Here is an 18131-nt window from a genome sequence, read left to right as displayed (position 1 = left end):
AAATGAGGACATTGTGTACGAAGGTGCAGTTCAAGAGCTGATTGATGAGCTCGGCCGGCTTCCCGGTGTGGGCCCGAAATCGGCGCAGCGCCTGGCATTCCATATCCTTGAGGCCGATCCCGAGGATATGAAGCGCCTCGTCACGGCCATCACCACGGTCAAGGAACGCGTGAAGTTCTGCAGTGTCTGCTTCAACGTGACCGAGCAGGAAACGTGCAATATCTGCCGCGACCCGCGCCGTGATCCGTCGGTGATCTGCGTGGTTGAGGAGTCCAAGGACGTTCTGGCCGTTGAGCGTACGCGGTCCTTCCGCGGGCGCTATCACGTGCTGGGCGGGGCCATCAATCCCATTGCTGGAGTTGGTCCCGAGCAGCTGAGGATCCGGGAACTCCTGACACGCCTCAACGACGGCGCCATCCAGGAAATCATCATCGCCACGGACCCGAACCTTGAGGGCGAGGCCACGGCGACGTACTTGGCGCGCATGCTCAAATCGATCGGGATCACCGTGACACGGCTGGCCTCAGGCCTCCCTGTCGGTGGGGACCTTGAGTACGCCGACGAGGTCACGCTCGGCAGGGCCTTCGAGGGCAGGCGCAACGCACTGTTGTAGTCTCACAATCACAACAACACCGTCTTGGGGGTCCCGTGCGAGAGCTTGTGTACTACGTTGCCGTCAGCCTGGATGGATACATTGCCGGTCCCGGAGGCGAGTTCGACGCATTTCCGGTTGAGGGCGACCATATGGACGCACAAAATGAACGTTTCTCTGATGCCATACCTACGGCGATTGCCGACGCCATGGGCATCGAGCGCAGCGGGACGATGTTCGACACCGTATTGATGGGTTGGAACACCTACGCGGTAGGCCTGCCTTTCGGCATGACCAGCCCGTATCAGCATCTGCGGCAGGTGGTCTTTTCCCGGACCCGGTCCGAGGCTGACATCCCGGGAGACCACCCGAACCTTGCGCTGACCTCCGAAGATCCGGTGGAGGTCGTACGCCGGTTGAAATCCGAGCCAGGACAATCGATCTGGCTGTGTGGTGGCGGCAAGTTGGCCACTGCGCTCTCCGGTGAGATCGACAGGCTTGTGCTCAAACGAAGCCCGCTGCTCTTTGGCGATGGCATACCGCTCTTTGCGCCCGGCGCCTACCAGCCCAGCGCCTTCAAGGAGGTCTCCACGACGGCGTTCGCGTCGGGCGTCGTGATCTCGGAGTACGCGCGCCAAGACGCTAGCCGGAACCCGAACTAGCATTCTGCCGTCGCGCCATCAGCCAGCGACCCGGCGCCACGACCACTGCGGCCGCCAAGGCCTGGAGCGCCAGACCGGTCAGGAATACGGGCACCGAAGGAGCGAGTCCCGCGCTTGATTCCCCGCCGAGGCATGGAACCTCGCGGGAGGGCCCGTCGACAGCCCACTGAAGTCCGGACAATACCCACCCGATCTCATTGTCTGTGGCCACGAAGCCGGCACCAACGCTGCCCAACAGCAAAGCGGGGTTGGACGCTGCCACCCAGGCCACCCGATCCGTGTGCGCCACTTCCACCGGGCGGAGATCGCCCACGCACTGGTAGGAGACGACTCTGCCTGAGTCGTCCCGCTCCACGTTTACAGGCACGGAAGCCTGATCCATGGCGGTGGTTGCAGGAAGCAGCATGAGGGTGACCGCAACGTTTCCAACGCAAAGGAACGCCACCAACACCACAGCCAACGCCATGCCGGGCGCCACGCTTGCGAACAACGCCCGCGAACCAGAACCGATCAGCCCGAACAGGGCTGCTTCCAGGACAATCACGACGACGGCGGCACCGACCAGCGCGATCGGACCGCCGACGCTGATGCCCACCACGAGCAAAGCAACGCACACCGGCACGGCCAGGGCCACACCCCTCATGGCTCCTGCCAGCAGCAATTCCAGAACGCTTCCGCCCGCATGGCGGAAGCCCCAGCCGGTTCCCAATATGGCGGCCATCAACGCCAGGAACGCGGCCATGATCAACAAGACGGCGCCGGCCACCGTACTTTGGAACCACCCGTTGGATTCTCCCCAGCTGACGAAGCCGACGGCCATCCCCCATGAGAGTGCCACCCCGGCCGCGCTGGCAACCCAGAACCACCACGAAGCGAGGGATTGGCGGGCGATCTGCCATGCCTGGGCAACAGCATTTGTGAACACCGCACGGGTACGGGCAGGCGAATCCGGCCCAGTCCGCGGAGCATCGGGAACCCGCCGCTGATCATCGATCATCCCGCCACCGATGACCTCATACTCGGGCTCATTCCATCCCGGACCCGAACTGCCCGGATGGTCAGGGACGCCGGCCATCGCCTCTCGCACTCCTCATGAATTGGATGGTACGCCGGGCATGCCCGGGAGCAATACGTGCCGGCCGCTTCTACGTTCACAGTCGGGACCCAGCGGGAGGTGGCAGCATGGGTGCATGGTCCGTGTTCCCGGCTTTCCCGAGTCCTTCCGTCGTCCCAAGCCCATCAAGCCCAAGCCAGGCCAGGAATCGGTGTGGGATTACCCGCGGCCGCCCAGGGTTGAACCACGCCCGGAACGGATCGTGGTTCGGCTTGGCGGCCAGGTGATTGCGGACTCCACCGATTCCGTGAGGGTTTTGGAAACCAGCCATCCACCGGTCTATTACCTGCCGTTGGATGCCTTTCCCCCGGGTGTCCTCATTCCCCGGGAAGGCACCAGCTTCTGCGAGTTCAAGGGAGAGGCATACTATTTCGATGTCGTTGCCGGCGGAAAGATAGTTTCCCGTGGCGGGTGGACCTACCCGAGGCCAGCCCGGGGTTTCGAGGCCCTCAGCAGCCGGGTGGCCCTCTACCCGGAGCATATGGATTCCTGTGAGGTGAACGGCGAGCAGGTGACCTTCCAGGACGGTAGCTTCTACGGCGGCTGGATCACCCAGCAGATCGTGGGCCCGTTCAAGGGTGGTCCAGGCACGTCCGGGTGGTAGCCAACGCAGGCGGCCGCTATATGGTCACAATTCCTATCAGCCATGCACGCGGCGATAAACTGGGCAAATAAGCTACGCTGGCGTGCTCAAATTTGAAATTGGCATGCCGCGTTCGAACCCTATTGATGCAGTGAGGGTGCGCGCATGACTATGCCCACTACCGAAGTGAAGATCGAAGAGCTCTCCAACGAGGCTGCCATTACCAAGCAGCTGATCGTTCAGAAGTTCGGCGGTTCCTCGGTTGCCGATGCCGATGGCATCAAGCGGGTCGCACAGCGTGTCGTGGATGCGCAGAAGGCCGGCAACGAGGTTGTGGTTGTTGTTTCCGCAATGGGTGACACCACCGACGAACTCCTGGACCTTGCGGGGCAGGTCACTGACTCCGCTCCCGCCCGCGAAATGGACATGTTGTTGTCCGCCGGCGAACGAATTTCCATGGCCCTGCTTGCCATGGCCATCAACAAGTTCGGTGCCTCTGCACAGTCCTTCACGGGTTCCCAGGCAGGCATGATTACCGACGGCATCCACGGCAAGGCGCGGATTATCGACGTCGACCCCCACCGCATCCGCACCGCGCTGGACAAGGGGCACATCGCGATCGTGGCCGGCTTCCAAGGCATGAGCCGGATCACGAACGAAATCACCACCCTTGGCCGCGGCGGCTCGGACACTACGGCCGTTGCCCTCGCCGCAGCACTGGAAGCAGACGTCTGCGAGATCTACACGGACGTGGACGGCATTTACACTGCAGACCCCCGCGTGGTCACGTCCGCCCAGAAGATCGACCGTATCTCCAGCGAAGAAATGCTGGAGTTGGCCGCTTCGGGAGCCAAGATCCTGCACCTGCGTTGCGTGGAGTACGCCCGCCGCTTCGGTGTGCCGCTGCACGTCCGTTCCTCATTCAGCCAGCACGAAGGCACCTGGGTTATCCCCGGCGCCGACGAAAAGTTCAACATTCAAGAGGGAGTTGCCTTGGAGCAGCCAATCATCTCCGGCGTTGCACACGACCGGTCCGAAGCCAAGGTCACCGTAGTAGGCGTCCCGGACATCCCCGGCAAGGCTGCTGCGATTTTCCAGGTGATCGCCGATGCCCACTCGAACATCGACATGATTGTCCAGAACGTCTCCACCCACGGCACGGGCCGCACGGACATCTCGTTCACCCTGCCCATCGTTGAAGGCGCCGACGCCTTGGCAGCCCTGCGCGCCGCTGAGGGCCAGATCGGCTTCGAGAGCATCGAATACAACGAGCATGTCGGGAAGCTTTCCCTGATCGGCGCGGGCATGCGTTCGCACCCGGGTGTTTCGGCCACGTTCTTCAAGGCCCTCTCCGACGCCGGGATCAACATCGACATGATCTCCACCTCGGAAATCCGCATCTCCGTGGTGACCAGCGCTGACAAGCTGGATGACGCCGTCCGCGCCATCCACAACGCGTTCGAGCTCGACGGCGACGCTGAGGCAACCGTCTACGGCGGCACCGGCCGCTAGCCAGCCGCGGGCAACGCCCCCAAGTAAGGCAGATAACGCCGTTCTGAACCTTCAGAACGGCGTTATCTGTTACTCAGTTGGGTGGGGCGGTGCCAGCAGGACGTCAATGAGCTGCCGGAGGCCGTCCGCCATGTCAATGGATTTGTCGTAGAGCCACTGCAGTTGCAAGCCGTCGAAAGCGGCCACTGTCAGACGTGCCAGCATGACGGCGTCGACGTCTGTCCGGACTTCCCCGGATGCCTGACGCCGTTCGATGTCAGCGGCGATGTCCCGGACCACTGTCTCGTAGCGCTCTTTGAAGTAGCTGTGGGAGTCGTGCCCGGGATCATTTGCGGTTGCCGACGCCACTGCGTAAAGAGTGGTCAATCCAGGCTCGCGCTCGTTCCTTTCCGCGATGGGCGGCATCAGGTTCAGCCCCACATCTGCCTGGCCACTCACGGCGATTGAGCGCCGGTCCCGTTCGGCGAGGACGGCGGTGAGGAGTTCCTGCTTGCCCTTGAAGTAGTGAAAGAGGGTGGCTTCCTTGACACCCACGAGTTCGGCGACGCGCTTGAGCGCAGTTCCCTCAAACCCCTCGGTGGCAAAGACGTCCGTTGCTGTCTGGATGATCTGTTCGCGGCGTTCCGCACCCTTGGCGTACTGGCCCCGGGCCCTGGACGTTGACATCCGTTCAGTCTATTTCACAGCGTGAAAATCGAGTATCACTCGAATTTTTTCCTGAAAACCTAGTCACACTAGATTTTTGAAGCTAAAGTCATTGCAGCGGCCCAACGGTGGGCCACCCGTTCATCAGGAGGCAATGTGGCCCTCAATATCGATCAGCAGATGGCAGGCGCAGCAACCGCCGCCCCGGGCACCGGAAGCACCCAGCCCCAAACCGCGTCCCGTGCCTACGTCATCGGCATGCCCATCGCGAGCGCCGGTCTCTGGATGGCCGTTATTGCACCAGCACTGGTGGTCCTCGCCATCAAGGTTTCGGAGATCACCACCCCGGATACGCGCGCCGGAGCACTCAGTCTTGTGGCAGGAGTCGGGGCAGCCGTCGCGTTGCTCGCCAACCCATTCTTCGGACGCCTCAGCGACCGCACCACATCCCGATTCGGCATGCGGAAACCCTGGATCGTTGGAGGCTCACTGATAGGCCTGGCAGCGCTCTTCCTGCTGGGTTCGGCCACGGAGGTCGGAACCGTCCTCCTGGCCTGGGTTGTAGCACAGCTGGGCTTCAATGCGGCTCTCGCGGCCCTGGTCGCAACCCTTCCCGACCAAGCGGGCCCAGCGGAGCGCGGACGCCTCTCAGGCCTTATCGGCATGACACTTCCCATTGGACTTGTGTCCGCGGCCTTCTTCGCCCAGATGTTCGACAACGCCTTGCAGATGGCTGTGGTCCCCGGGATCGTGGGCACGGCAGTTGCCATCGCCTTTGCCTTCACGTTCAAGGACCGCGTCCTCACCGAGAAGCCGGCACCGCTGAACATCAAGGAGATTCTCGGTTCCTTCTACTTCAACCCCAAAGATCACCCCGGCCTGGGGTGGGCTTGGGTCACCAAGTTCTTGGTCTATGTGGGCTACTGCGCGGGCTTGCTCTACCTTCCATACTTCTTTACGGACCACCTCCACGTGGCCGAAACGCAGGTCACCAGCCTGGTGTTCCAGGCAACGCTGGTGAGCTCGGCAGGAACCGTCATCACCAGCCTCGCCGGCGGCTGGATCAGCGACCGCATCGGCAAGCGCAAGAGCATGGTGATCATGTCCGCGCTGATCATGATGGCGGGCCTGGTGGTCATCGCCACCAGCACAGGCACCGGCCAGGTCCTGGTTGGCCAAGGCATCCTCGGGCTGGGCCTCGGCATCTTCAGCGCCGTGGACGTCGCCCTCATCACTGACCTGCTGCCCAAGAACCAGTCGGAGAATGCCAAGACCTTTGGTGTCTTCAACATCGCACAGGCCCTTCCCCAGTCCCTGGTTCCCGCCATTGCCTTCCCGGTGATCGCCTTTGGCGGCTACCCCGCATTGTTCCTCGGTGGTGCAACAGTCGGCATCATCGGAGCCCTCCTCGTCACCCGTATCAAAGGAGTCAAGTAAATGAACCCCACCCTCCCGGCAGCTGTCACGGCGCCCCAGGCAGGAACACAGGATGCGGAGGCGAAGATCAGCGAACTCGCCCGAAGCCTCACGCTTGAGCAGCAGGTTCACCTTCTGACCGGCGCGGACGTCTGGTCCACCCACGCCATCCCGGAGATCGGACTGTCCCGCGTGGTCATGTCGGACGGGCCGGCAGGTGTCCGCGGCGAAGACTTTGATGAGCGCCACGACTCAGTCTCCTTGCCGTCGTCGTCCGCTTTGTCCGCAACCTGGAGCGTTGAGACGGCCCGCCGCTACGGACAGGTGCTGGGCCAGGAGGCGCGCCGCAAGGGCGTCCACGCGGTCCTTGGCCCCACCATCAACCTGCACCGCTCGCCCCTGGGCGGCCGCCACTTCGAGTGCATGAGCGAGGACCCGCATCTCACCGCCACCATGGCCGCCGGTTACGTTGCCGGCGTCCAGTCCATGGGAGTCGGCGCAACGCCCAAGCACTACCTGGCCAACGAGGCCGAAACCGAGCGTTTCACTGCCGACTCCGTGGTGGACGAACGCCCGCTCCGAGAGCTCTACCTGGCCGCGTTCGAGGACGCCATCACCGAGGCCCGCGCCTGGCTGGTCATGAGCTCCTACAACTCCATCAACGGCACCACCGCAAGCGAGAACACACTCCTTGAAACCCCGCTGTCCACCGAATGGGGCTTCGACGGCGTCGTAGTCTCCGACTGGACCGGCGTGCGCTCCATCGACGCCGCCAACGCCCACCAGGACCTCGAAATGCCCGGTCCAGTAGGCCACTGGGGCCCCAAGCTGCTGGCGGCCGTCAACGATGGCCGGGTCAGCCGGGACGCCATCCTGGAAAAGGTCACCCGCATCCTCCGCCTCGCCGCCCGGGTGGGATCCCTCGAAGGTTTCACTCCCGCAGTCACCCAGCTCCCCACGGAACTGGAAGGGGCCGCCGTCGCGCGTGAAGTTGCCGTCCGCGGCGCCGTGCTGGTCCGCAACAAGGGCCTGTTGCCGCTGGACGCCAAGGCGCTCGGCAGCGTTGCCGTGATCGGCCACAACGCGGACGAAGCGCGCACCCAGGGCGGCGGCAGCGCCACCGTGATGCCCAAGTACACCGTGTCGCCGCTGGAGGGGCTGCGGAAAGCGTTGCCCGACGACGTCAAGGTCATCTACGCGCGCGGCGCCAAGGTTGCCGAGGGCATCCAGGCTTTCCCCCGGACCTCACTGCACAACCCTGTCTCCAACGTGCCCGGAATCCGGGTGACGTTCCTGGCCGAAGACGGCACGGAGATCTCCGGCGAAGACCGCCTGGCCTCGCACCTGATCTGGTTCGGAGTAGGAATTCCCGACGGCGCCGCCTCCATCCGCATGGAAGCGGACTGGACAGCCGATACAGCAGGCGTCCACCACCTGGGCGTAGGTACCGTGGGCCGGATCCGCTTTGCCCTGGATGGTACCGAAGTCTTCAACAGCGAGCTTGAGGACGATACGAACGTCCTCGGCGCCGCGCTGTTCGATCCGCCCAAGACCGTCCACGCCCTCGAGACCGCGGCCGGGCAGACTGTCCGGATCGAGGCCGAGTACCAGTTGCCCAAGCAGCAGGCCATCCCGTTCACGGCCATCCTGCTGGGCGAGGAAACGGTGGTCACGGACCCGCAGGCGGAAATCGACGCCGCCGTGGATGCAGCCCGGAACTCCGACGTCGCCGTGGTGGTGGTGGGTACCAACGCGGCTATTGAATCCGAAGGCTTCGACCGCAAGGACCTGGACCTGCCTGGCTACCAGAACCAACTGGTGCAGGCCGTGGCTGCGGCCAACCCGCGCACCGTTGTGGTGGTGAACTCCGGCTCGCCAGTGCTCATGCCTTGGTTGGACGCGGTGGATGCGGTTTTGCTGGGCTGGTTCGGCGGCCAAGAGTTCGGCAGCGCCATCGCAGACATCCTGCTGGGCATCGAAGAGCCCGGCGGACGCTTGCCCACCACGTGGCCCGCCACGCTGGAAGACGTCCCGGTGTTGAACACCACGCCCGTTGACGGCAAGGTGGTCTACTCCGAGGGCATCCACATCGGCTACCGCGCTTGGCTCAAGCAGGAAGCCGCGGGGGGCGCAGCTCCTGCCCTGCCGTTCGGCTACGGACTCGGCTACACCACCTTCGAACTGGGCACAGCCCACGCCCCGCAGGTAGCGCAGGCCGGGAAGGATATTGTGGTGCACGTTCCCGTCAAGAACACCGGCACCCGCACGGGACGCGAAGTGGTCCAGGTGTATCTGGAACGCGCAGATTCCGCCGTGGACAGGCCGGTCCGCTGGCTCGCAGGCTACTCAGGAACGCACCTCGCTCCGGCTGGTACAGAGAGCGTTGAGATCCGCATTCCGGCCAAGGCATTTGCACATTACGACGGCGGCTGGCAGTTTGAACGGGGCACGTTCGGCCTGCTGGTGGGTCGCCACGCCGACGACGAATTTCAATCATTGGACATCGAACTCCGGTAATACAGGCGCGAAATCACCGTGCCTGGCAGCTTTTTTGGGCTGCCAGACACGTGGTTTTCGCCACAAGCGTCAGAACTGGGGTATGGTATGGAATTTTCGTGGCATGCTGTACGTTGCATACCCGGTAACCCCCTAACACGAAGAGGCATTAAAAAGTGGCAGCCGATTACGACGAACTCCGTACCGATGTAAAAGAGAACCAGGAGCAATCCCTCCAGGCTCTCCAATCCGCCAGCGCCCCCACGGCCAAGAGCGTCGTGCTGGAACTGGACGAAACCGATGGCCTTGACGCCAACGGCCCCGGCGGCGAAATCGTCGCTGAAGAACTGGTCATCCAGGTCATCCCGCAGGCTAACGACGAGTTCACTTGTCACTCCTGCTTCCTGGTCCGCCACCGCTCGCAGATCGCACGCGAGAAAGATGGCGTCGCCTACTGCACTGACTGCGAAGGCTAAGACGACCCACCACCCCGGCGGGCTAAACATCGTCAGGGAGTGCCGCCGTCGGGATTAAATTGCGGAAGGACCGGAGCAAGCGCTCCGGTCCTTCCGCAGTTAACAGCTTCTAGGGTCCCGCCCCTGGGCCGCCCACAGCCTTCTTGCGGCGATGGTTGACCATTCTGAGCTGGAGGATCCTGGCACCGCCTGCCAGGGCCACCAGCACGCCGCCGCCTACAGCTGCGATGAAGAGCGTGGTGCCGAGGGCCAGCGTCCCTTGGAGTCCGAAGAAGCGGACCGTGATCATGTCCTGGTTTTGGACAAAGAACACAATCAGCATCACCAGGACCACCAAGCCAACGGCCACAGCCACCCACAGGGCCGCGGTGCGGGTTGGCCTGGACGTGGGCGCCACCGAAGGCGGGGCGGTCCGATCCTGACGGGGAGCCTCGCTTGGAACCCCTGCAACATCATCCTGAAAACTCATCGACGACCCCCTTTTGTCACGGCATCACCCGCTTTCTACATCATAAGCATGCTGATGAGTTGCGCGATAGTCAGTGACGTACCGAGTAGTCAGTTGAGGTCGGGCCGGGATCGTTGTTCCGGACAGCGTAGTGATGGCCTTCGGAATCGGTCTCGACGTCGAAGTTCTTCAGATCCGCCTCGGAGGCGGTCTCAAAATCGTCATGCTTGTGCACTACAGGGGTATCCGTGTCACCGTGGGTTGCCGGTCCAAAGACGGACTGCAGCCGTTCAGTGACATGCTGGAATCCCTCCAACTTGCGTCCCATGTTCTTCCACCTCCTTTCTACGGGAGAGAAAGAGCGGCAGGGTCAGTGCATGCCGTTCAGTGAGGCAATTTTACGCCCAAATCCGTGAAAGAACGCCTACCGCAGCGACTTGTCATCCGGATTGCGGGGCACCACGTAGGTGCTGCCATCGGGGCGGCGGAGCGTTTCCCATTGCTGCGTCTCGGCCTGGCGCTGGGCGAGGAGCTTCCGGTTCGCTTCGGTCATTTCATGGTCGAGCGAACTGCTGTGCGCGGGGCCGAAAACAACCCTGAACTTCCCAGTGGCGCGCATGAACTTCCGGGTGAGAGATTCCTTGGCCACGCGGATCGACTCCTCTTTTTTAGACGGTTCAATGAGTCCATAGTACGCTAATTGTTAGTACACTAACCAATTGATCGGCGCGAGCTGACGCAGCAAGCCCAGGAGGCAGCCATGACGGCCATCGACGAGCCCGCCCAGGAGACTGACGACCTCCTCCTGGAGCGCCAACTTTGCTTTGCCCTGACCGTCGCGTCCCGCAGCGTGGTGGGCGTCTACAAGCCCGTGCTGGAACGGCTTGGACTAACCCATCCCCAGTACTTGGTGATGCTTGCCCTGTGGGAACGGAGCCCCCGGACGCTGAAGGACATCAGCGACAGCCTCCTCCATGATCCAGCCACCGTCTCCCCCCTGCTGAAGCGCCTCGAGGAAGCCGAGCTCATCACCCGCGAACGCGTGCCCGGCAACGAACGCGCCCTGGCCATCAAGCTGACAGAGAAGGGCGCCGCCCTCCGCAAGCAGGCGACTGCCGTCCCCGGCGAAATCCGCGAACGCCTGCAGCTCAGCCGCGAAGAGGTAGCCGAGCTCCACCAAGCCATGACCGGCCTGATCGCGGCAACCCAACGCAGCAGCTCAACCTGATACCAAACCGACAGCCAGTTTCCCTAGCCAAGCGCACAGCGGCAGTGGTCTGCTGGAAGCGGACACAGAGGCGGGCACCAAAAGTGCCACGTAAAATGGACGCAACCTAGGAGATTCCATGCGCACGCGATTTGTTCGGTACTTGTTGGCAGTCCTGGCCGTCGCTGGCCTCGCCGCATGCTCAGGCACCCCATCGCCAGGTTCGACGGGCAGCGCAACGCAGGCACCGTCGTCGTCGGCCCCCTCAAGCAGCAGCGCAACTCCCAGCGCGTCAGCAGCCACTGGCGCAGGCGATGCCGAGCTCTCCATCACGCTGATTGAAACGCCCGAAGCCGCACCGCAGACCTTCACCCTCGTCTGCACGGCCGGCGCGCCGGCCGCCGAAAGCAACCACCCGTCTGCTGCCGAAGCGTGCACATCCATCAAGAACAGCCCCTCCATCCTTAGCCCTGCCCCCACCAAGACCGACCAGGCCTGCACCATGCAATACGGCGGCCCGGCAACGGCCAAGGTGACCGGTGCCGTGGACGGCAAGGACGTCACGGCGGCGTTCAGCCGGACGGACGGCTGCCAGATCGCGCTATGGGACGCCGCCAAGAGCGTCCTCGGATCAGATGGCGGCCTCTAGGCCGCAGCACCTCCCCCAAGAGCAATGGCTCGGGCTGGAGGCAGCCCATCAAGCACGCGTCGCGCGCTACGCAGACCCGTACCTGGCTCGACGCTCGGCCGGTAGGAAGCACCCTGTAGAGGACTTCCTCTTCACGTACTACACCCAAAAACCGGGCCAACTGCTGCGCTGGCACCCTGGGGACGGCACAGTCCTCAGCGGTCCGCGCGCCCTTGAGCGTGCCACGTGGAAGTTCTACAGAACGCTCGACGACGGCGAACTCGCCTCACTCGGGCTTCCCGCGGGCACGCCAGCGGTCACCTTTGATCGCAGCAGCTTCGTGGCCGACCGCACCGAAGCCGTCCGCTTCGCGGGCATCATCCTCGCAGGCACAGCCAAGCGTCCGGCCCAGTTCGGGTGCTTCGGCCTGCACGAGTGGGCCATGGTGTACCGCCAGGAGAAGTTCGAGCTGCGGCACGAATACCTGCAATTGAGGCTCGGCGGTGAAGGAACGGACACGGTGGTGGAAGAGAACCGCATCCGCTGCTCCCACTTCGATGCGTTCCGTTTCTACACCCCTGATGCCATTCCCCTGAACGAGCTCGAACCCACCCGCGAAAACCAGCGGGCCATGGAGCAGCCGGGCTGCCTGCACGCCAACATGGACCTCTACAAGTGGGCGTACAAGCTGACCCCGGCACTGCCAAGCGAGCTGGTGATGGACTGCTTCGAGCTCTCGTGGCGGATCCGTGCCATGGACATGAAGGCCTCCCCGTACGATCTCGAAGAATGGGGCTACCCACCCATCAGGATCGAGACACCGCAGGGCAAGGCCGAGTACGTTGAATACCAGCGGGCTTTCGCAGCAGAATCCCAGGAGCTGCGGGCCCGCGTGCTCCAGGCAGTAGATCCGCTCCTCCATGAGCTGGGTGGATTGGCCGCCTGAGCACCCGCCGCCACCAGCGAAAGGTCACTATGGTTTCCCCCACGAGCGAGTCACCCAACAGCGAGTACGACGTCGACCTCACAGTCACGCTGACCGAGGCACCTGGCGCTGAGAGCCACGAATTCCACCTCCGGTCCGTCGCCGGCCTCCTCTCCCCTGACTCCGACTCACTGGACTCGAACTTGCCGGACGCACCTGCGGCGCTGGCCGCCGTCGAGCAGTTTGGCGAGGAGATCTTCTTCCCGGAACCCCGGCCGGACCGGATCTGCACGCAACAGTACGGCGGCCCCCAAGTAGCCGTGGTCACTGGTTGGTTCCGTGGACGCAAGGTCCACAGCCGTTTCAGCAGGACCGACGGCTGCGAGATTTCGCGCTGGAAAACCCTGGCGTCCCTGCTGGGAAACACCGGAGGCTCAACCGGCGCCGCATAGGCGGCGACCCCGCCCGCTCAACTTTCCCGGGGAGAGACCCGTCCTAAGCCGACTGATCGGCCTGCCGGGCGTGCATCCATTCGACCACTTGCGGCCAATGGATGCCGTCAGGGTTGATGGCTTGCAGATGGTCCAAATGGGGCAGCTGCCAGAAGTCGACCGCGTCGCCAAGGCTCGTGGCTTTAGCGCAGTATGCCTTGGAGTGGGCAACCGGGACCCTTTGGTCGTCTGAACCATGGACAACGAGCAGGGGCTTCCCTAGAGGCAACTGATGCACAGGAGAGTACCTCTCCAGCCGGGCGGGGAGGTCCCCTGCGTCGTCACCAATGAACCCCTTTACTGCACTCTCCCCCAGGTCTTCCCTGTAGGCCCGGGGTAAATCGGTGACGGGCGCCAGAGCTACAAAAGCGTCCAGAAGGCCACCATTGAGCATCCCAAGCTGGGCACCTACCGAGTGCCCAATTCCGACCACCTTCCTCGGGTTCCCTGATTCGGCACACCAGTCGAGCGCGCACTGCACAGCCCTCGAAACATCATTGACCATTGCGGATGGTGCCGGCGCTTGGCCGACCCGCCGGTACTCCACATTGGCAACCGCCCAGCCGCGCATGACCAGGTCTGCCGCAAGCGGCACCATGAGCTCAGCAGTGAAGGCCTCACGCCAGTACCCTCCATGCACCAGCACCGCCGTGCCATGGATCGCACCACCATCACCGGGTTGATGGAAACTGACCACTTGTTGGTCAGATGAGCCGTACTTATGAAGTGAGGATTGCATTTTTCCGTCTGCCTCTCATGGATTTGTTGGAGGAAGGGCACGCGACTAGTCTGGATTTCAGGAATCACTTCTCACAGGAACCCTCACATTATGAGCAGCCACGACGTCCCTCCCGAACTGCTTGATGACTGGATCCGCGCCTGCAACGACGTGTATCGGGTGCTGCGTCGGGGACGCAGCCGGGTAGGCGTGCTGGGCGAAGGCGAGACCCTGACAGAGTCCCAGGTGGCCGTGCTGGATTCAGTCGCCCAGCGTGGCGCCCTTCCCGTCGGCGAGATTGCCCGCCAAGCCGGAATCGCGCAGCCTACTGTGACCCGAATGCTGAATTCCCTTGAAGAACGCGGCATAGTTTCCCGTAGGCCCTCCGAGCATGATGACCGGGTGACGCTGGTGGAGCTCACCTCCCGGGGGGCTGAACTTTGGGAAGGGAAGAGACGTATCCTTCGGGACTTCCAGAAAGATTCGCTGCTTCAATTTCCGCCGGAAACACGCCGCCAGGTTGTTGCCGTCCTGCAGGACTTCGTCCAGATCGTTGACGCCCAGATCTCTGCTAAATAGCGGGGCTTGGATCGGCGAGCCTGTCCCACCCTTTGAACCGTTCGCCGACTTCCACCGGCACCTTCATTCCCGTGGGAACCGTTGATGCCGCGCGGGCCCGGGAACGGCCTATCCGCGGCAAGGTGGCGGCAACTTTGAGGATCTCCCGACGCGCATCGTCGGGGACGTTGTTCAGTTCACTCACGCGAACCGAGAACCTCTGGGTGTGTTCGATGACCGGTCGCTCCGTGGATTCCCACAGCGCAAGGGCTCCTTCGAGGGAACGTCCGGATTCGGAGACTGCATGCGCCAGGCCAAGTGCCGACATCATGGCGCAGCCGCCCCCTTGCCCCAGATAGGGTGGCTGGGCGTGTGCCGCATCTCCGATGACGGCAACCCGGCCGGCGGACCACTTTGACAGCTCCACCCACTCGAAGTCATCCCAACGGGGAACTGGACCCAATCTCCGGATGAGGGACTCCAGTGCAGGGAATGACCGCACCCATTCATCCTTCGGCAGATGGCCGCCCATTGCCCCCAGGTCCGAGGCCGGGCAAACGAGCGCCACATAGAGATCCCCTGAGCTGCTGGGCGTATAGAGCAGAAACCGTTGGCCTGACATGTACTCGATGTAGTTGTCTTCGATCTCACGGGGAACATCACCGGCGGCACGGGGCAGGAGGAGTCGTGCACATCTCTGGCCCAAGGCCTGCCGGCGACGCAACAGGCCGAGGCTTTCACGTACCTGCGATCCAACACCATCGGCCGCAATGACCAGATCGGCCGCCCTCGAGCTGCCATCGGCGAACCTGAGAACCCCTTCCACCTCAGCCCCCACCGCCACCGAACCTGTGACAATCTCAACGCCCGACTCAACGGCGGCGTAATGCAGGGCTGCAATCAACTTCTCGCGCAGCACGGTAAGCACCCGAACGGATCCCGCGGTGTTGGTGGGCGTCTCCCCGATCAAGGCTCCTTGGCTGTCGCGGCTCTGGATGCTGGGCCCGTAATGGGCGCCCTCCGTGGCCATACCTTCGACGCCCAGCGCGCGGAGCACTGCCAGCCCGTTGTCCCACAGGTATATCCCCGCGCCCAAAGCACGGATTGATTGATTGGCTTCGTGGAGACGGACTGTCCAGCCGCGCCGCGCCAAGGCAGCCGCCGCGGTCAACCCCCCGATGCCGCCACCGGCAATTTCAACATGGCCCTGCGAAACGCTCATTTGGAACTCCTCGATCGGTGCTTGGGTGGATGTGAGCTCGCTCACGCCGAGAAGTATTACATACCTAGCTATGTAATTGGAACCCTCAAAATATTTACATAGCAGGCTATTGACTTGGCGAAGCAGCGGCCCATAAGCTTCCGGTGACGCTCGTCACATTGAATCAATATCCCCTTCTTTCCGACACTCTCGAGTGAGGTCATCGTGCAGCTCAAAACCACGTCCATCAACAACACATCCCTCGAATACGTCGAATCGGGCGACCCCTCGGCTCCCCCGCTCATCCTGATCCACGGGTGGGCCCAGGACCACCGGCTCTTTCGACTCCTGGAACCCCATCTGCGGGACCACTTCCGTGTGCTGCGGCTGAATTTCCGTGGTCACGACGGCAGTGCAGGGACGCCGGCCGATTTCACTGCCGAGGACCTCATCCAGGACACCGTGGAGTTCATCGAACAACTCGATCTCGAGGATGTCAGGATCGCCTCAACTTCCCACGGCTGCTGGGTCAACATCGGCGTTCAGGAGCGGCTTGGCGCCAAGCGTTTCGGCCAAGCCGTGGTGATCGACTGGCTCTTGAAGCCATTTGAAGGATTTCACCAGCAGATCGAACAAGGAGCCTCCCCCACTACCGTCGCCGCGGCACGGCAGAGCATGTTCGACGAATGGACCGAAGGCACGGATTCCGTTGATGTCATCGACCACGTCCAGCGGGAGATGACCTGGTTCGGTGAAAGCATGTGGATGCGGGCCTGCCGGGAGATCCAGAAGAGCTATGCACAATGGGAAAACCCACTTGAACGGATGAAAGCCGTCCCGGGCAACCTCGAGGTGGCTCACATCTACTCTCAGCCACTGGACCCCGAATACCGGAAGTTCCAGGAGGAATTCGCGGCCGGGAACCCTTGGTTCACGCCCATCCACATCCCTGGGAAGACGCACTTCCCAACGCTGGAGAATCCCGAATCAGTGGCCGCCGCCATCAAGACGTTCTTCAGCTAAGCGCCGGTTTCGACATGAATAGTCAACTCCAGCAGAACGCTTCCGCACGATGGGTCATGCTGAGCGTCATCGCCGTGGGCTTCGTTGCGATGACCTTCAACTGGTTCGTCATGCCGTCCACGTTCGCCGGCATTTCAGCGGACTACGACGCGGACCTGCCCCAGCTTGCCCTGCTGATTTCCGGCTTCGTCGTCGGCTACGGAATCATGCACATCCCCGCCGGCTTCATCGCCGCGAAATGCGGCATCCGCGCCGCCCTTGTCGGAGGCTTGCTCCTTGAAGGCCTCTTCACCGCGCTGGCCGGGATCGTTGATGGATACACAATGCTGCTGACCTTGCGCGTACTGGCCGGGCTTGCCGCATCTGTGTATGCAGGCATAGGCATTGCGGCCGTCAGCGTCTGGTTCCGCGGGCGTGAACATGCTGCGGCCTTGGGTGTTGTCTCCGCCGCGTTCAGTGCAGGCGTAGCCGTCGGCCTGTACGCCTGGGGACCGGTCGAACGGTCAATGGGCTGGAGGGGAGCCCTCATCCTGGCAGGGCTCATCGCCGTGGCATGTGCGCTTCTGGTTCTGGTGGTGTACCGGATTCCGCAGGGAGTTCCGGCCCTGCTGGGCACGAGACTCAGCGGCCGGAACATCGCGGCCATACTCCGCAATCGAAGGCTATGGCGTCACAGCATGGCGTTTTTCGGTGGCTACGGGGCGTACTTCGTCGCTTCCCAACTGATAGGTGTTTATGCGGCAGAAGAACGCGGGTTCTCCGTGGAGGTGGTGGCATTGGCGGGATTGCTGGTCGGCCTCGCGGGCATCCCGGGCAGCATCATTGCCGGCCTCCTCGCTGATCGACTGTTGAGCGCAAAGATCACGTTCCTCCTTTTCCTGGCGATTCAGGGAATCGGGATCCTCATGTTGCCCGCTGCGGGATCCGATGTGCTGTGGCTGTCCGCAGCGCTCATCGGCTTTGGCTTCAACGGCTGCTTTGCGGTGTGGCAAACCGCTCCCGGAGAAGATCCGGACGTGCCACCGGAACTCATTGGAACAGCGGTGGGCCTTCTCCTGACCGTGACGGCTGTCAGCGGGTTTATTCTGCCTTGGATCTTCGGTGGGATGGCGGCTTCGGCGGGTTACACCCCAGCGTGGTTGATGATCGGCATCGCAACTCTCGCCTTCGGCTTGTTCGCGCTGGGGCCAGGCAAGCCCAAACCACCTGTGCCACCCAAAGCCGACGATCTGCCGAGTTCCGAACCAACCAGCGCTGTTCCTTCCTCGTAACTGATGGGAAGCCGGTAAATGATGGAAAGATACGGCAGTGGGGGGGGGGGGGGGGGCCCCCCCCCCGCGCGGGGGGCCCGAGCGAAAGAGGGGGGGAGGGCGGAGGGGGGGGGGGGGGGGGTGGGGGGGGGGGGGGGGGGGGGGGGGGGGGGGGGGGGGGGGGGG

21 protein-coding genes are annotated in these 18131 nt (G+C 63.1%); 14 read left to right on the top strand and 7 right to left on the bottom strand.

The window, feature by feature from the left end; genetic code table 11:
* Positions 1 to 13: 13 nt before the first annotated feature.
* Both recR and LN996_RS11325 read left to right on the top strand, forming a co-directional pair.
* A complete protein-coding gene (recR, locus tag LN996_RS11330; RefSeq protein WP_144650148.1) occupies positions 14 to 613 on the top strand; it encodes a recombination mediator RecR in 600 nt (199 codons plus the stop codon).
* 35 nt (positions 614 to 648) lie between these two features.
* Complete coding sequence (locus tag LN996_RS11325; RefSeq protein WP_231340486.1) at positions 649 to 1254, top strand: dihydrofolate reductase family protein; 606 nt, start codon at positions 649 to 651, stop codon at positions 1252 to 1254.
* On the opposite strand, the gene LN996_RS11320 is transcribed toward LN996_RS11325, so the two are convergent.
* Positions 1235 to 2329 (bottom strand): hypothetical protein, encoded by a 1095-nt coding sequence (locus tag LN996_RS11320; RefSeq protein WP_231340485.1) that lies wholly within the window; start codon positions 2327 to 2329, stop codon positions 1235 to 1237. The two genes, LN996_RS11325 and LN996_RS11320, sit on opposite strands and share 20 nt — an antisense overlap.
* 115 nt (positions 2330 to 2444) lie before the next feature.
* Between LN996_RS11320 and LN996_RS11315 the strand changes: the two genes are divergently transcribed.
* Both LN996_RS11315 and LN996_RS11310 read left to right on the top strand, forming a co-directional pair.
* Positions 2445 to 2972, top strand: a complete 528-nt coding sequence (locus tag LN996_RS11315; protein WP_231340484.1) for a DUF427 domain-containing protein — start codon at positions 2445 to 2447, stop codon at positions 2970 to 2972.
* Between the two features lie 144 nt (positions 2973 to 3116).
* The gene (locus LN996_RS11310) at positions 3117 to 4463 is read left to right on the top strand and encodes an aspartate kinase (protein WP_159705651.1); all 1347 of its coding nucleotides are present in this window, start codon (positions 3117 to 3119) and stop codon (positions 4461 to 4463) included.
* Positions 4464 to 4532: 69 nt separating this feature from the next.
* Here the strand turns inward: LN996_RS11310 and LN996_RS11305 are convergent, their stop codons facing one another.
* Positions 4533 to 5129, bottom strand: a complete 597-nt coding sequence (locus tag LN996_RS11305; protein ID WP_231340483.1) for a TetR/AcrR family transcriptional regulator — start codon at positions 5127 to 5129, stop codon at positions 4533 to 4535.
* A 135-nt stretch (positions 5130 to 5264) separates the two neighbouring features.
* Here LN996_RS11305 and LN996_RS11300 point away from each other — a divergent pair, with 135 nt between their 5' ends.
* The 3 genes from LN996_RS11300 to LN996_RS11290 all read left to right on the top strand — a co-directional run bounded on the left by LN996_RS11300 (position 5265) and on the right by LN996_RS11290 (position 9496).
* Positions 5265 to 6545, top strand: a complete 1281-nt coding sequence (locus LN996_RS11300) for an MFS transporter (RefSeq protein ID WP_231340482.1) — start codon at positions 5265 to 5267, stop codon at positions 6543 to 6545.
* Positions 6546 to 9041 carry a beta-glucosidase gene (locus LN996_RS11295; protein WP_231340481.1) on the top strand — a complete coding sequence of 832 codons (2496 nt, stop codon included), beginning with the start codon at positions 6546 to 6548 and terminating at the stop codon, positions 9039 to 9041. It begins immediately after the preceding gene.
* Between the two features lie 155 nt (positions 9042 to 9196).
* Positions 9197 to 9496: a DUF4193 domain-containing protein gene (locus LN996_RS11290; protein ID WP_011773410.1), complete on the top strand. Its 300-nt coding sequence runs from the start codon at positions 9197 to 9199 to the stop codon at positions 9494 to 9496.
* Positions 9497 to 9605: 109 nt separating this feature from the next.
* Here LN996_RS11290 and LN996_RS11285 read toward each other — a convergent pair whose 3' ends face one another.
* The 3 genes from LN996_RS11285 to LN996_RS11275 all read right to left on the bottom strand — a co-directional run bounded on the left by LN996_RS11285 (position 9606) and on the right by LN996_RS11275 (position 10593).
* The gene (locus LN996_RS11285; RefSeq protein ID WP_231340480.1) at positions 9606 to 9965 is read right to left on the bottom strand and encodes a lipopolysaccharide assembly LapA domain-containing protein; all 360 of its coding nucleotides are present in this window, start codon (positions 9963 to 9965) and stop codon (positions 9606 to 9608) included.
* A 70-nt stretch (positions 9966 to 10035) separates the two neighbouring features.
* Entirely contained in the window at positions 10036 to 10272 is a 237-nt protein-coding gene (locus LN996_RS11280) for a hypothetical protein (RefSeq protein WP_231340479.1), read from the bottom strand.
* Positions 10273 to 10368: 96 nt separating this feature from the next.
* On the bottom strand, positions 10369 to 10593 hold the full coding sequence (locus tag LN996_RS11275; protein WP_026541816.1) for a hypothetical protein: 225 nt from the start codon (positions 10591 to 10593) through the stop codon (positions 10369 to 10371).
* A 111-nt stretch (positions 10594 to 10704) separates the two neighbouring features.
* Here LN996_RS11275 and LN996_RS11270 point away from each other — a divergent pair, with 111 nt between their 5' ends.
* The 4 genes from LN996_RS11270 (at position 10705) to LN996_RS11255 (ending at position 13156) form a co-directional block, all read left to right on the top strand.
* On the top strand, positions 10705 to 11172 hold the full coding sequence (locus LN996_RS11270; protein ID WP_231340478.1) for a MarR family winged helix-turn-helix transcriptional regulator: 468 nt from the start codon (positions 10705 to 10707) through the stop codon (positions 11170 to 11172).
* 118 nt (positions 11173 to 11290) lie between these two features.
* Positions 11291 to 11800, top strand: coding sequence for an SSI family serine proteinase inhibitor (locus LN996_RS11265; protein WP_231340477.1), 510 nt, complete (start codon positions 11291 to 11293; stop codon positions 11798 to 11800).
* A complete protein-coding gene (locus tag LN996_RS11260; RefSeq protein WP_231340476.1) occupies positions 11787 to 12725 on the top strand; it encodes a 3-methyladenine DNA glycosylase in 939 nt (312 codons plus the stop codon). Before LN996_RS11265 ends, LN996_RS11260 begins: the two co-directional genes overlap by 14 nt.
* 29 nt (positions 12726 to 12754) lie before the next feature.
* Positions 12755 to 13156 carry a serine protease inhibitor gene (locus tag LN996_RS11255; RefSeq protein ID WP_231340475.1) on the top strand — a complete coding sequence of 134 codons (402 nt, stop codon included), beginning with the start codon at positions 12755 to 12757 and terminating at the stop codon, positions 13154 to 13156.
* A 43-nt stretch (positions 13157 to 13199) separates the two neighbouring features.
* Here LN996_RS11255 and LN996_RS11250 read toward each other — a convergent pair whose 3' ends face one another.
* The gene (locus LN996_RS11250) at positions 13200 to 13934 is read right to left on the bottom strand and encodes a S9 family peptidase (protein WP_231340474.1); all 735 of its coding nucleotides are present in this window, start codon (positions 13932 to 13934) and stop codon (positions 13200 to 13202) included.
* A 90-nt stretch (positions 13935 to 14024) separates the two neighbouring features.
* Between LN996_RS11250 and LN996_RS11245 the strand changes: the two genes are divergently transcribed.
* Positions 14025 to 14492 (top strand): MarR family winged helix-turn-helix transcriptional regulator, encoded by a 468-nt coding sequence (locus LN996_RS11245; RefSeq protein WP_231340473.1) that lies wholly within the window; start codon positions 14025 to 14027, stop codon positions 14490 to 14492.
* Here LN996_RS11245 and LN996_RS11240 read toward each other — a convergent pair.
* Positions 14485 to 15738, bottom strand: a complete 1254-nt coding sequence (locus LN996_RS11240; protein WP_231340472.1) for an FAD-dependent monooxygenase — start codon at positions 15736 to 15738, stop codon at positions 14485 to 14487. The two genes, LN996_RS11245 and LN996_RS11240, sit on opposite strands and share 8 nt — an antisense overlap.
* A gap of 159 nt (positions 15739 to 15897) precedes the next feature.
* Between LN996_RS11240 and LN996_RS11235 the strand changes: the two genes are divergently transcribed.
* Positions 15898 to 16695, top strand: coding sequence for an alpha/beta fold hydrolase (locus LN996_RS11235; protein ID WP_231340471.1), 798 nt, complete (start codon positions 15898 to 15900; stop codon positions 16693 to 16695).
* A 14-nt stretch (positions 16696 to 16709) separates the two neighbouring features.
* The gene (locus LN996_RS11230) at positions 16710 to 17966 is read left to right on the top strand and encodes a nitrate/nitrite transporter (protein WP_231340470.1); all 1257 of its coding nucleotides are present in this window, start codon (positions 16710 to 16712) and stop codon (positions 17964 to 17966) included.
* The last annotated feature ends 165 nt before the right edge of the window (positions 17967 to 18131 follow it).

Source organism: Arthrobacter sp. AK01 (assembly GCF_021109375.1).
Lineage (GTDB): Bacteria > Actinomycetota > Actinomycetes > Actinomycetales > Micrococcaceae > Arthrobacter.
This window is presented reverse-complemented; position numbering and strand designations above follow the sequence as displayed.